14 protein-coding genes are annotated in these 13,009 nt (G+C 45.2%); 10 read left to right on the forward strand and 4 right to left on the reverse strand.

Going from position 1 to position 13,009, the window contains the following annotated elements; genetic code table 11:
* Positions 1-14 precede the first annotated feature (14 nt).
* The 8 genes from V5G21_RS17825 (at position 15) to V5G21_RS17860 (ending at position 7,772) form a co-directional block, all read left to right on the forward strand.
* Complete coding sequence (locus V5G21_RS17825; RefSeq protein WP_011246530.1) at positions 15-659, forward strand: helix-turn-helix transcriptional regulator; 645 nt, start codon at positions 15-17, stop codon at positions 657-659.
* A 24-nt stretch (positions 660-683) separates the two neighbouring features.
* Positions 684-1,499, forward strand: coding sequence for a pyruvate, water dikinase regulatory protein (locus V5G21_RS17830; protein WP_011246531.1), 816 nt, complete (start codon positions 684-686; stop codon positions 1,497-1,499).
* Between the two features lie 258 nt (positions 1,500-1,757).
* A complete protein-coding gene (locus V5G21_RS17835) occupies positions 1,758-2,222 on the forward strand; it encodes a YaiI/YqxD family protein (protein WP_011246532.1) in 465 nt (154 codons plus the stop codon).
* Between the two features lie 18 nt (positions 2,223-2,240).
* Entirely contained in the window at positions 2,241-4,052 is a 1,812-nt protein-coding gene (gene dnaG / locus V5G21_RS17840; protein ID WP_011246533.1) for a DNA primase, read from the forward strand.
* A gap of 32 nt (positions 4,053-4,084) precedes the next feature.
* Positions 4,085-5,206, forward strand: coding sequence for an RNA polymerase sigma factor RpoD (gene rpoD / locus V5G21_RS17845; RefSeq protein WP_011246534.1), 1,122 nt, complete (start codon positions 4,085-4,087; stop codon positions 5,204-5,206).
* 264 nt (positions 5,207-5,470) lie between these two features.
* The gene (locus V5G21_RS17850) at positions 5,471-5,854 is read left to right on the forward strand and encodes a c-type cytochrome (RefSeq protein ID WP_011246535.1); all 384 of its coding nucleotides are present in this window, start codon (positions 5,471-5,473) and stop codon (positions 5,852-5,854) included.
* A 95-nt stretch (positions 5,855-5,949) separates the two neighbouring features.
* Entirely contained in the window at positions 5,950-6,654 is a 705-nt protein-coding gene (locus V5G21_RS17855) for a tRNA (adenine(22)-N(1))-methyltransferase (RefSeq protein WP_179289576.1), read from the forward strand.
* Positions 6,651-7,772: a Nif3-like dinuclear metal center hexameric protein gene (locus V5G21_RS17860; protein ID WP_095316127.1), complete on the forward strand. Its 1,122-nt coding sequence runs from the start codon at positions 6,651-6,653 to the stop codon at positions 7,770-7,772. The genes V5G21_RS17855 and V5G21_RS17860 overlap by 4 nt, the downstream gene beginning before the upstream one ends.
* A gap of 50 nt (positions 7,773-7,822) precedes the next feature.
* On the opposite strand, the gene V5G21_RS17865 is transcribed toward V5G21_RS17860, so the two are convergent.
* From V5G21_RS17865 to vrrA, 3 genes are all read right to left on the reverse strand, one after another.
* Complete coding sequence (locus V5G21_RS17865) at positions 7,823-8,767, reverse strand: 4-hydroxy-3-methylbut-2-enyl diphosphate reductase (RefSeq protein WP_063609681.1); 945 nt, start codon at positions 8,765-8,767, stop codon at positions 7,823-7,825.
* 145 nt (positions 8,768-8,912) lie between these two features.
* A complete protein-coding gene (locus V5G21_RS17870; RefSeq protein ID WP_035203984.1) occupies positions 8,913-9,404 on the reverse strand; it encodes a CarD family transcriptional regulator in 492 nt (163 codons plus the stop codon).
* A 106-nt stretch (positions 9,405-9,510) separates the two neighbouring features.
* Positions 9,511-10,056 (reverse strand): VrrA/YqfQ family protein, encoded by a 546-nt coding sequence (gene vrrA, locus V5G21_RS17875; RefSeq protein ID WP_160162509.1) that lies wholly within the window; start codon positions 10,054-10,056, stop codon positions 9,511-9,513.
* A gap of 248 nt (positions 10,057-10,304) precedes the next feature.
* Between vrrA and V5G21_RS17880 the strand changes: the two genes are divergently transcribed.
* Positions 10,305-11,666, forward strand: a complete 1,362-nt coding sequence (locus V5G21_RS17880; protein ID WP_011246541.1) for a DEAD/DEAH box helicase — start codon at positions 10,305-10,307, stop codon at positions 11,664-11,666.
* A gap of 16 nt (positions 11,667-11,682) precedes the next feature.
* Positions 11,683-12,561, forward strand: coding sequence for a deoxyribonuclease IV (locus V5G21_RS17885; protein WP_095236199.1), 879 nt, complete (start codon positions 11,683-11,685; stop codon positions 12,559-12,561).
* An 86-nt stretch (positions 12,562-12,647) separates the two neighbouring features.
* Here the strand turns inward: V5G21_RS17885 and V5G21_RS17890 are convergent, their stop codons facing one another.
* Positions 12,648-12,914, reverse strand: a complete 267-nt coding sequence (locus tag V5G21_RS17890; protein ID WP_063609677.1) for a DUF2624 domain-containing protein — start codon at positions 12,912-12,914, stop codon at positions 12,648-12,650.
* Between the last annotated feature and the right edge of the window lie 95 nt (positions 12,915-13,009).

Below are 13,009 nucleotides of genomic sequence, written 5' to 3' on the forward strand. Positions count from 1 at the left end.
GGCTTAAAAAAGAGGTGAGTCCAATCGAATTATCAACTAGGCAACAGCAAATCGTCGATATTGTAAAGGAAAATGGCCCAATTACCGGCGAACACATTGCAGAACGTCTATCCTTAACGAGGGCGACTCTACGTCCAGACTTGGCTATTTTAACAATGGCCGGGTTCCTGGACGCCCGGCCTCGGGTAGGCTACTTTTATACGGGGAAAAGTGAAAGCCCCGTTCTTGCCGATAAACTCCAGGAAATCAAAGTTCACCATTATCAATCGAGGCCCGTTTTAATTGAGCAATCAGCTTCTGTATACGAAGCGATTTGCACGATGTTCTTAGAAGATGTAGGCACACTTTTTATTGTTGATAGCGATGCAACATTGGTTGGAGTCGCTTCTCGAAAAGACTTGCTACGGGCAAGCATGGGCGGACAGTCGATTGAGTCTATTCCTGTGAGTGTCATTATGACGCGAATGCCAAACATTACGATGTGTGAAAAGGATGATTCGGTAATTGAAGTCGCACAAAAGCTCATCTCCCGGCAAATTGATGGATTGCCAATTGTAAAAAAAGTAGACACTGGATCAGGTTTCGAAGTGGTGGGGCGTATTACCAAAACCAATATTACTCAGCTGCTTGTTGATCTAGCCAGCAAAGACGGAATGTAACTTCAAAAGAAAAGGGGCGCGCTTATGACAAACGACACAGAACGCCTAGTGGTTTACATTGTTTCCGATTCCGTAGGGGAAACAGCCGAGCTTGTTGTAAAAGCTGCTGTCAGCCAGTTTAGTGGCTCCAATGTGGAGCTTAGAAGGATTCCCTATGTAGAGGACAAAGGGACGATCCAAGAAGTGGTGCAAATTGCACGCAAAGCCAAGGCGCTGATCGCGTTTACGCTTGTCGTCCCAGAAATAAGGGACTTTTTGTTGGAAAGCGCAAAGGCGGCGAATGTAGAAACGGTGGACATCATTGGGCCAGTACTTTCAAAAATTACCGACTTAACCAATGCGAAGCCACGCTATGAACCTGGGTTGATCTACCGGTTGGACGAAGATTATTTCCGCAAAGTTGAAGCTATTGAATTTGCGGTCAAATACGATGACGGCCGGGACCCCCGTGGTATTATTCTTGCCGACATTGTGCTGATCGGTGTTTCCCGTACTTCGAAAACGCCGCTCTCTCAATACTTAGCCCATAAACGGCTAAAAGTGGCGAATGTCCCTCTTGTTCCTGAGGTCGAGCCACCAGAAGAATTGTTCAAAATCTCTTCCAAAAAATGCATTGGCTTAAAAATCAGCCCAGAAAAACTAAATAGCATTCGCACGGAACGATTAAAAGCGCTCGGGCTTAAATCGGAAGCCAACTATGCAAACATCGATCGTATTAAAGAAGAACTCGAGTATGCGAAAAAGGTAATGGATCGAGTCAATTGCCCTGTTATCGATGTTTCAAATAAAGCAGTTGAAGAAACAGCCAATTTAATTTCAAGCATGTTTCAACGAAATTAAGTAGCATTGATATTTCTTACTGTTCAAATGATCCCCAATCAAGTATAATTGAACATTGGGGATTTTATCATTGATGTTTCATTGTTTTTATGTATAAAATCCTAAGAGAACAAATAAATTTAAAAAGTCAAGACTTATTCTTATTTTTTTGGCAATGATAGAACTGAAGGAAGGATAGCTGTAGCGCTTTTTTCGACACATTTTTATTTTTTTCGCCAAGGAAGAAGGAGATCTGTTGAAAATGTTGAATGATAGTGTATGGTGATTCCATCTAACACGACTGTCTACGTTGATGCGGATTCTTGCCCAGTAAAAGAAGAAGTCATTTCACTTGCGCGGACATTCGGCAAAAAAATGGTCTTTGTTTATTCTTATGCGCATACCATGAGTTTGCCAAAGGATGTAGAAACGGCTATTGTCGATACGAGTAAAGAAGCAGCAGATCTTTATTTGCTGCAATCTGTCAACCGCGGAGATGTCTGTGTGACGCAAGATCATGCGTTAGCGTCGCTCCTTCTTGTAAAAGGTGTGATCGTGTTGTCGCCCCGTGGGCATGTGTATAAAGAGGAGGAAATGCCAGCTATGCTTGCATGGAGGCATACCTCACAGAAAGCCCGGAGAGCTGGGAAAAAGACGCGTGGCCCGAAAAAATTTACAGCATCTGACCGAGCCGCGTTCTATCATGCTCTATATGCTGTACTTGAAAAGATAGCAAAGGAATAGAATTGTGGTGATTGCCTAGTGGCTGTGAAAATACCCGATGAAAAACTTACAGAGGTCAGGGAAGCAAGTGATATTGTTGAGGTCATCGGCGAATATGTGCAGCTAAAAAAGCAAGGGCGTCAGTACGGAGGCCTTTGCCCGTTTCATGACGAGAAAACGCCGTCTTTTTCTGTATCGGAAGACAAACAAGTGTACCATTGTTTTGGCTGTGGAGCCGGTGGGAATGTGTTTACTTTTTTGCAGGAATTGAAGGGCTGGTCTTTTTCTGAAACCGTCTCCCACCTCGCAGAACGTGCAAAAATAGCTTTGCCGCAAATGCAAAAAACAGAGACGGACAAACCTGAAGATGCGCGCATCAGGCAAATGAAAAAAGGCCACGAGCTCGCTGCCTCTACTTACCATAGCATTTTGACGCTAACAGAAGAAGGGGCTCCAGGGCGTGTTTATGCACAAGAGAGGCTTTTCACGCAAGACCAGATTGAACATTTCCGAATCGGCTATGCCCTTAATGATTGGGAAACGCTCGCTGTGATCTTTGAAACAAATGGCCTTGACTTAGCTGTAATGGCAGAATCAGGCCTTTTGGCGAAACGCAAACAAGGAACGGGTTATTATGACTTGTTTCGCGAGCGACTTATGTTTCCGATTACGGATAGTCAAGGAAGCGTAGTGGCATTTGGCGGTAGGGCCATTGGCGAAGGCCAACCGAAATACTTGAACAGCCCGGAAACGCCGATTTTCCACAAAGCAAAGACGTTATTCCATATGCATGAAGCTCGTCCGAGCATCCGTAAACAAAACAAAGCCCTGTTAGTAGAAGGGGCATTTGACGTAATGGCCGCTTGGAAAGCTGGAGTGACAAATGTTGTTGCTACGCTAGGCACTGCTTTAAGCAGCGATCATGCCAAACTTCTTCGCCGCAATGCAGAAGAAGTCATTTTATGTTATGATGGCGACCGTGCCGGGAGAGAAGCGATTCGCAAAGCGATTCCCGTGTTGGAGGAAGCTGGCTGCAAAGTGTCGATTTGCCTACTTCCCGAAGGGCTCGACCCAGATGATTATGTGAAGCAGCATGGCGAAGAGGCATTTGTGCGCATACTCGACAACGAATGTTTATCTGTAATGGCCTTTCGAATGTTGGATTTAAAGCAAGGCAAGAATATGCAAAATGAAGGAGATCGGCTCCAATATATCGAAGAAATCGTACAGATGTTGGCAAAACTCGAGCATTCTGTCGAACAAGAATACTATTTGCAGCAACTTGCAGAAAGTTTTACACTGCCGATGGATGTGTTGCGCCAAGAGTTAAGCCGGGCCGAACGCCTACTCAAACAAACAAAAGAGACACCTAAAGCGCTGCCGCGAGCGGAAAAGCCAACTTCCGGCCGAAAGCAAGGAAGCGCACGGCCTGTACCAGCTCATGTCAAAGCCGAACGGATCTTGCTAGCTTATATGCTCCAAGATACGGAAATGGTGTGGCGCGTCTCAGAAAAGCTAGGAACTGGCTTTAACCTCGAAGAACACCAAGCCCTTTATGCTTATTTGCTTTCATTTGTAACTAGAGAGCCTGATGCGAGCATGAAGCGTTTTGTAGAAAGCCTTGAAGATCGAAGGCTTGCAAAGCTGGCGGCATATTTGCTCATGCAACCATTAAAAAATGAGTGTTCAGACGAGGAGCTTGCTGATTATATAAAGCGGATTGAGCAATACCCAAAATGGGTAAAACTGAAAGAACAGCAGCAGGCTGCGCGGTTTGAACAAGACCCAATCCGGGCGGCAAAACTGCAAATGGAGTTGATTCGCTTAAAAAAAGAGCTCCAAAGCCAGTAATGTATGGTTTAATTTTGGAAGGAGGGGATCGAATGGCTGACAAACCGTTGCGTCCTGTAACAGAAGGTGACCTTACCATCGATCAAGTAAAAGAACAACTGGTGGAAACTGGGAAAAAACGTGGTACATTGACGTATGCCGAAATTACAGAGAAAATGGCTGCGTTTGAACAAGATTCAGACCAAATGGATGAATTTTACGAGTATCTTGGTGAACAAGGCGTGGAACTTTTGAACGAAAGTGAAGACGACGTGCCATCGCTTGCACAAGTAGCCAAAGACGAAGAAGAGTTTGATTTAAATGATTTAAGCGTCCCTCCAGGGATTAAAATAAATGACCCAGTCCGTATGTATTTGAAAGAAATTGGCCGTGTTCCATTGCTTTCAGCGGAAGAAGAAATCGATTTGGCTAAACGAATTGAACAAGGCGACGAAGAGGCGAAAAAACGGTTAGCGGAAGCGAATTTGCGCCTCGTTGTTTCGATTGCAAAACGTTATGTTGGCCGCGGCATGCTATTCCTTGATTTAATTCAGGAAGGCAATATGGGTTTAATTAAAGCTGTTGAAAAGTTCGATTATGACAAAGGCTTTAAATTTAGCACATATGCCACTTGGTGGATCCGCCAAGCAATCACACGGGCCATTGCAGACCAAGCCCGTACGATCCGCATTCCTGTGCATATGGTTGAAACGATTAATAAGCTGATCCGTGTACAGCGCCAACTTTTACAAGATTATGGGCGCGAGCCAACCCCAGAAGAAGTCGGCAAAGAGATGGATTTAAGCCCCGACAAAGTAAGAGAGATTTTAAAAATTGCCCAAGAGCCTGTATCGCTAGAGACGCCAATTGGCGAAGAGGATGATTCCCATCTAGGCGACTTTATCGAAGACCAAGAAGCTCTAGCGCCATCGGATGCAGCCGCGTACGAGCTGCTGAAAGAACAACTCGAAGACGTCCTCGATACACTAACTGACCGTGAGGAGAACGTATTGCGCTTACGTTTCGGGCTTGATGACGGCCGGACAAGAACGCTTGAAGAAGTAGGCAAAGTGTTTGGCGTTACGAGAGAGCGAATTCGCCAAATTGAAGCAAAAGCGCTCCGTAAATTGCGCCATCCTAGCCGCAGCAAGCGTTTAAAAGACTTTCTTGATTAATTAAAGAGATCGCTGATCGTTTGGCTTGCCCCTTTGCAAGCCAAACGATTCTATTTTGCTTAATTCCTATTTTACTGGGTATGAAAGGGAAATGCAAATCGCCATTTGAAATTTTCTTAATAGTATCATCTGGCAAATTGTTGGTTTTTCAATTAAAATAGGGACGAGCCCTTTTCAGAAGTGTCCATATACAGTAAACTAAAGAAGATTCGTGCTTTTTTACATAAGAAAAAGACCTCTAACTTAGAAAGGAGAGCACTTTTAATGAAAGGACGCCCATTAATCCCTTTTGCCATTATTGCATTGCTTGGTGTCGTTTTAATGGTTGCGCTTTCAGCTGTTGGCAACCATATGCGCAACATCGCTGAGGAAGGCGGAGAAGGGGCACAAGAGGAAGTCGTGATTGATGATCCAATCGAATACGGCGAAACAGTTGTCTCAGAATCGTGCATTGCCTGCCATGCCAATGACTTATCAGGCACCGGAAATGCTCCGGCTATCAATAATTTAGAGGGACGTTTGTCTCATGAAGAAATTGTTGAAATTGTCACCAATGGGCTAGACGGCGGCATGCCGGCTTTCGGAGGCCAATTGCAAGAGAATGAAATTGAAGCCGTAGCAGAGTATTTGCTTGACGCTTCCCAATAAGAGCAGGGGAAACCTTGCTCTTTTTCCATTTCGCTTTAGCGTTCTTAGGAACGGTTAGAGATTTATTGCAATCCGTATACATTGGGGGTTCCAAAATGAATGACAAACAGCTATCCTTGCGCCTTGAGCGGGTAGCCTCTTACCTATACCATTTTAAGCGCATAGCAGACATCGGATCCGATCATGGGTACCTCCCTTGCTATCTGGCATTGCGGTGCCCCGGTTTGACTGCAATTGCCGGTGAGCTGAATGAAGGGCCGTATCAATCGGCCTGTGCGCAAGTGAGTCGCTCAGGTCTTTCTGATGCGGTAGAAGTCCGTAAAGGAAATGGCTTAGAAGTACTGAGAAGCGATGATAAGGTTGAAGCTATTGCGATTGCAGGTATGGGTGGGCCGTTAATTGCTTCGATCTTAGAAGAGGGCAAAACAAAGTTGCGAGGTGTTCAAACCCTTGTGCTTCAGCCCAATATCGCCGCCCATGCAGTGCGGGAGTGGCTTTCACATCACGAATTTTCGATTTCAGCCGAAGAAATCATAGAAGAAGACGGCAAAATATATGAAATTATTGTGGCGGTGCCAGAAAAAGGCACATCGTCTCTTACAGAAGCAGACTTGCTGCTTGGCCCGATTTTGCGGCGTGAACAAGGGTCGGCTTTTCAAAAAAAGTGGCGCCGTGAACAACAAAGCTGGCTTCAAGTATTAGAGGAACTAAAAAAAGGGAAACAGACAAAGGAAATGAGCGACAAACAAAGAAAGCTTGAAAGAAAGTTGCAGCTTGTGAAGGAGGCATTGGGAGAATGAAAAACACGATTGCAGCAAATACGCTTATTCAATACTTTGAGTCGTTTGCCCCAAAGTCTTATGCGCTGGAAGGCGATAAAAACGGTTTAATGGTTGGGTCACTGAAAAAAAAGGTCAAAAAAGCAATGGTCGCCCTTGATGTACTGGAAAAAACGATCGATGAAGCGATTGAAAAGGACGTTGACTTTATCCTGGCCCACCATCCGTTGTTGTTCCATCCTCTTAAACAAATCGATGTAGACACGCCGATGGGGAGAATGATAAAAAAAGCAATTGAACATGAGATTACTATTTATGCTGCCCATACGAATCTTGATGTGGCCGAAGGGGGCGTTAATGATTTGCTTGCAGAACGCCTTCAATTCAAAGATAGCAATGTGCTGGCGCCGACCTATACAGAAACATTGCAAAAGCTCGTTGCTTTTGTTCCGGCTTCCCATGCGAAACAAATCCGTGAGGCCCTTGGCGCTGCTGGTGCTGGCCACATTGGCCACTATAGCCACTGTTCCTTTTCGGCGGAGGGAATTGGGCGTTTTCGTCCACAAGAAGGAACAAACCCTTATATTGGCACGATAGGGAAAGAAGAAGAAGTAGGCGAAGTACGCATTGAAACCATTGTACCTGCCAATAGGAGCGGCAAGGTCATTGCGGCTTTGATTAAGGCGCATCCGTATGAGGAACCTGCCTACGACTTGTATCCACTTGATCAACCACAATTTCAACGAGGACTCGGTCGTATCGGAAAAGTGGAGGGCGACCATACGCTAGCCTCATATGTTGAATTTGTTAAACAGGCGCTAGGTGTAAAAACGGTCCGTGTTGTTGGTGAGTTGGATACGAAAATTAGAAAAGCCGCTGTGCTCGGAGGCGATGGCAATAAGTATGTGATGCAAGCCAAACGAGCTGGCGCAGACGTGCTCATCACTGGAGATTTGTATTACCACGTTGCTCAAGACGCATTAATGGCAGGCATGTGTGTCATTGATGCTGGCCATCATATCGAGGCGATTATGAAAGAAGGCGTTGCGGAGAAAATCGCAGCACTATTGAGCGAAAACGGCTACCACATTGATATATTCGCTTCTGCCCAGAGCACAGAGCCTTTTCAATTTTTATGAGAATAAAAAAACAAGCAAGCCGCGCTTTCGCGTCGCTTGCTTGTTGAACATTATTTTTTGACACGCACTTTTGGAAGGATTTTCTCGATCGGCACTTTTTTCGCCGTGTCCCATGTCGATTCATCATTTGGGTCATAGTTCTCGATAAAGGTTATCACTTCTTTTGTAATCGGTGTCGGCGTTGACGCGCCTGACGTCACACCGACTTTCTTGGCGTCTTTGATCCACTCTAGCTTTAGTTCAGACAAATCGCCAATACGGTAAGCGGGTGTACCGGCAATTTGCTCGGAAACTTGCGCCAATCGGTTGGAATTGTTGCTTTTTGGATCGCCGACAACAATCACAATGTCACATTGAGAAGCTTGTTCCGCAACCGCCTCTTGGCGGACTTGCGTTGCTAAACAAATTTCATTGTGTACTTCTGCGTTTGGATAGAGCTCCATAGCGCGCTTCATAATATCGGCTACATCCCATTGGCTCATCGTCGTTTGGTTGGTAATAATAATGTCACGGTCATCCAATGTCAGCTGCTCCAGGTCTTCCATTGTCTCGACAAGGTGCACAGAGTCAGGAGCAACACCCATTGCCCCCTCTGGTTCAGGATGACCTTGTTTTCCAATGTAAATAAACTGATAGCCTTCTTCTGCTTTTTCCCGTATTAAATCATGTGTTCGCGTCACGTCCGGGCATGTCGCATCAATGCAAGTCAGTCCTTTTTCTTTAGCGAGGCGGCGAACTTCAGGAGATACACCGTGCGCTGTAAAAATGACCGTTCCATGAGTGACGTTTTTTAAAATTTCAAGGCGGTTCGGCCCGTCTAATGAAATAATGCCATCCTCTTTAAACGCGTCCGTCACATGTTGATTATGAACAATTTGCCCCAATATATATAAAGGCCTTGGTAAGTCCAAGTTTTGCGCCGCTTGTCTCGCCATCACCATTGCATCCACTACGCCGTAACAGTATCCTCTTGGCGAAATTTTTAAAACGTCCATTTAATTTAGAGGCCTCCTAAAAAAACGGGGCTGCTTACTTTCTAAAAAAGTGAGAGCCCTGTTTTGATGATTTCTCTTCTATTGTAATGGAGATCAAGGAGCCTGACAATCAGGAAGCCTTATGATTTCGTCGAACAATAATGGCTTAATTAGCGGTATCGAGCAAATTGTTGTCAATAAATTCATAGGCCTGTTCTTCCGAAAAATCTTGGACCGCTACAAGTTCGCTGGCTAACACTTGCCGTGCTTTTTGCAAATGATGGCGATCTTGGATATGGAGTCCGTTTGACCGTTCTGCCTGTTTTTTCGAGAGTGACGACACTAAATGAGCAGCGTCGATAATGCTGCCTGTCTTTAATAAATTTTCCGTATCTCGAGAAAATTGACTCGTTGAAGGCGGCGTATCAGGCCCGTTTTGCAATGCTTTTGCGACCTTTTCAAGATCAGAGGAGGGAATGACCTTTCGGAGCCCTGATTGCTCGATTCGAGACTCTGGAAGCATAAGCGTTATATCTACCAATGGGAAATGAAGGATGAAATACAAATGCGTCTCACCCAATACATCTTTCTCCTCCACCTCTTGGATCGTCCCTGCACCATGGTAGGGGTAAACAACTTTGTCGCCAACTTTAAACATGGACATTCCTCCAATCAAGTGATAGAAGTCAGTATACCACATTTAAAGATAAATTTCAAATTATACTACTGTGGGCAGAAACTTGTCAATAACCAAAACGAAATTTTTACACATAAAGTTTAGGCTTTGGAAGTTCATCTCCAGCAGGCTTCTTTCTTTTTGTGACAATCACCGCTGTGTCTAAAGGTTTGGCTTGCGTTTCGACGTCAACTTGTCGTTCTGTTTCCTCACTGTCAGCAGAAGCGGTTTTTAGTTCGGCTGTTTCTTCACCGCCAGTCGATTGGGCTTCTGGCTCTATTGTTTCTTCCGTGCCTGTTGGATCTTCATCTGCCGACTGAGAAGAAGAACGCAAAATCCGCCAAAGCGTCGGCGCATTTTTAATTAGTGGCCCGTACTGTTGGATCATCGGTGCGACTTGTTGGGTGATGCCTAACACACGTTGCGTATTATTCAGGATCGTGGTTAAGTTCATGCCACTACCGAACAACCTGCTGCCAGCTGTAAAGCTGCCAGCGCCAACACGAGAGGCGGCGCCGCCAAATAAGCGCGATAATAAACCACCGCCGACTCTTTGCGTCGCAAAGGAAGGCGCCACCTGCCCAGGAATGGTTGCCAGAGGCCGGGCGGCAGACTGGACCAATCTTGGTGCCATGCCTGACCCCATCATTGAGCTAGGCCCAAAAAAGGGATTGGGTGTTGCCGGGAACGGTTGCATCGGAAGGGAACTTGCGGGAGGGCCTAAAAAAGAGTGCATGTCAATTTTCCCCCATCTTTATATAGTCTCTTACCTGCAACCTATGCAGCAGTCGTATAAATCGTGTCTTTAAATGCAAATGGACGAATTACATGCCAGTGTGGTAAAATGAAGTATTGCAATCGAACGGAAAGTAGGAGTTAAAAATGAATGCTGAACATTTTAGCCGTTTAGGTTTAAACGAGCGACTGCTCAAAGGATTGAGCGCTATTGGCGTCAAGCGTCCAACCGAGATTCAGGAACGATTGATTCCAGCGATTTTAAATCGAAAAGATGTGATTGGCCAGTCGCAAACAGGGACAGGAAAAACATTTGCGTTTTTACTGCCGATCATCGAACAGCTCGATATCGAGCAAAACGAGGTACAGGCAGTGATCACTGCCCCTACACGAGAACTTTGCGCCCAATTATTTGATGAGTTAAAAAAGCTGATTGTCTATTATGACGGGCAAGTAGATGCGCAGCTTTTCGTTGGCGGCACGGACAGAAAACGGCAAGCACAGCGGTTGTCCACTAAGCAACCGCACATTGTCATCGGCACGCCAGGGCGGATTGCTGACCTTGTCAATACATCTTCCTTGCTTGTATATACGGCTAAGACGCTTGTCGTTGACGAAGCGGATCAGATGCTTGATATGGGCTTTTTAGAAGACGTGGACAAGGTTGCCGGAAGGTTAGCCGAGGACCTGCAAATGCTTGTCTTTTCGGCAACCGTTCCTGAAAAGCTGCAACCATTTTTAAAAAAATATATGAATAACCCACGGCATGTTCATGTTCAACCAGAAAAGCTGGCGGCAGAGCGTGTTACCCACCAGCTTGTTCCAGTGCGCCACCGGGACAAGTTGACTGTGTTGAAAGAGACTATTCGCGGCTTAAACCCGTATTTGGCGATCATCTTTACCAATACAAAAGAGCAAGCCGACGAAGTGACAGCAGCTTTAGCTACTGAGGATATACTTGTTGATTGCCTCCATGGTGGCCTCGCACCGCGGGAACGCAAAAAAGTAATGAAACGGGTTGAGGATTTATCAATCCAGTATTTGGTTGCAACCGATTTGGCTGCGCGAGGCATTGACATTAAAGGCGTGACACACATCATCAATTACGCGTTTCCGCAAGACTTGGATTTTTATGTCCATCGGGTCGGTCGGACAGCGCGGGCTGGCGCAGACGGCATTGCCTTGTCGCTGTATGAGCAAAGTGATGAAGCGGCGTGTGCGAAGCTTGCCAGTCGGGGGATTGTTTTTTCATTTGTGGAATTCAAAGATGGTGAATGGACAGAGCTCGTTAAGCCTCCTGTGGGAGCGGGTCGGATCAATCGAAAGCAACCAACAGACAAAGGGAAAGCCACTGTTGAAAAGCAAACAGGTAATCGGCCCATTCGGACCGGCGGCAAGGCAAAAGCTAGGCCTAAAAAAGTAAAGCCTGGGTATAAACAAAAAGCGAAAGCCGCTATTGCCAAACAGAAAAAACGGGAGAGACGCTTAAACGCGCGTAAAGAGAAATAATACGGAGGGAGATTTCATGTCATTGTTAATTGGTTCCCATGTGTCGATGAGCGGAAAGAAAATGTTGCTGCAATCGAGTGAGGAAGCAGCCTCTTACGGTGCAACGACATTCATGATTTATACAGGGGCGCCTCAAAATACACGGCGCAAAGCGATTGAGGATTTAAACATTGAAGCGGGGAAAGCCCATATGGCGGAGCATGGCCTATCAAACATTGTCGTCCATGCTCCATATATCATCAATATTGGCAATACGCAAAAGCCAGAAACCTTTCGCCTCGGCGTTGATTTTTTGCGATCTGAAATTGAACGTACTGAAGCGATAGGTGCAAAACAGATTGTACTTCATCCAGGTGCTCATGTAGGTGCAGGGGCAGAGGAAGGCATTAAAAAGATCATTGAAGGTTTAAACGAAGTTCTTACTGAAAAGCGCGATGTACAAATCGCTCTTGAGACGATGGCTGGGAAAGGGTCTGAGTGCGGCTGTACGTTTGAGGAACTTGCTAAAATCATAGACGGCGTCACGCACAATGAGCGTTTATCGGTTTGTTTCGATACATGCCATACGCACGATGCAGGCTATGATATTGTCAATGATTTTGACGGCGTGCTTGATGAATTTGACCGGATCATCGGAGCAGAACGGATTAAAGTCGTCCATGTCAATGATTCTAAAAATGAACGCAGTGCTCGGAAAGACCGCCATGAAAACATTGGCCATGGCCATATTGGCCTTAAAGCGCTTGATTATATTGTCCATCATGACCAATTTAAAGACATTCCTAAAATTCTAGAAACGCCTTTCATAGGCAAAGACAAAAAAGATAAAAGGCCTCCATACAAACATGAAATTGCCTTGTTGCGCCGGGAGTTGCTAGATCCTATTGAAAAATAAAGTTCCCAACACAAAGATTTTTTAATAGGCGGTGTGGCTAAAATTTTTCAAGCTCACGTTCTTATATAAGACGTGAGCTTTTTGTGTTAATCCAAATAATGTTGAAATTGCTCAAACAATTCGTCGACAACACCGGCAATATACGGGTCTGTTTCCGTTCGCAGCCTCTCTAAAATTTGGTCGATTTGTGCTCGGTTTCCGATGTCGATCCGTTGTGCCTTTATGATTTTGAAAATTGCTTTTGTTTGTGCTGGCGTTACTTGGTAACCATGTTTGTGCGCTAATTGAATAAATTCGGATTCAGTAATCGAATTGATTTTTTGGTTAATGAGCTGCTGCATAATGATATTCACTGTGCAAAACCGCCCCCTTTATAAAGAAAGTCTTGTTACTATATGATCGGGAATTTTAATTAGAACAAAAACAGGAAAAAACGCCATTATCTCGA

Origin of the sequence: Shouchella rhizosphaerae, assembly GCF_036700015.1 — a bacterium.
Lineage (GTDB): Bacteria > Bacillota > Bacilli > Bacillales > Bacillaceae_D > Shouchella > Shouchella rhizosphaerae.